At 49.5% G+C, this 578-nt stretch carries 1 protein-coding gene; it reads left to right on the top strand.

Going from position 1 to position 578, the window contains the following annotated elements; translation table 11 throughout:
- Positions 1–578, top strand: a 578-nt coding sequence (accD, locus tag R7190_RS29305) for an acetyl-CoA carboxylase, carboxyltransferase subunit beta (RefSeq protein ID WP_318138130.1), incomplete at both ends; no start/stop codon positions are given.

The following is a 578-nucleotide window of genomic DNA, read 5'->3' as shown; positions in this document are numbered from 1 at the left end:
CCTCAAGAAAAACTGAAGTTTAAAGATTTTAAGCGATACAAAGAACGCATCTCTGCAGCACAAAAGAGCAGTGGCGAGAAAGATGCGCTGATCGTTATGCAAGGTGAGCTATTAGGCATGCCTCTAGTAGCGTGTGCGTTTGAATTCTCTTTCATGGGCGGTTCAATGGGCTCTGTGGTTGGTGCTCGCTTTGTTAAAGCAGTAGAAGCAGCAATCGAGAACAACTGCGCGCTTGTGTGTTTCTCTGCAAGTGGCGGCGCTCGCATGCAAGAGGCGCTGATGTCTCTAATGCAAATGGCGAAAACCAGTGCGGCACTTGAGCGTCTGTCAGAAAAAGGTCTACCATTTATTTCGGTTCTTACTGACCCAACCATGGGCGGTGTATCGGCAAGTTTGGCGATGCTGGGCGACATCAACATTGGTGAGCCTAAAGCGTTGATCGGATTTGCAGGTCGTCGTGTAATCGAGCAAACGGTACGTGAAGATCTTCCTGAAGGTTTCCAACGTAGCGAGTTCCTGCTTGAGCACGGTGCGATTGATATGATCGTTGACCGTCGTGAAATGCGTCAGCGTGTGGG

The organism is Vibrio sp. 1078-1, from assembly GCF_033340475.1.
The sequence above is the reverse complement of the archived record's forward strand: the minus strand, read 5'-3'. Positions and strand labels throughout refer to the sequence as shown.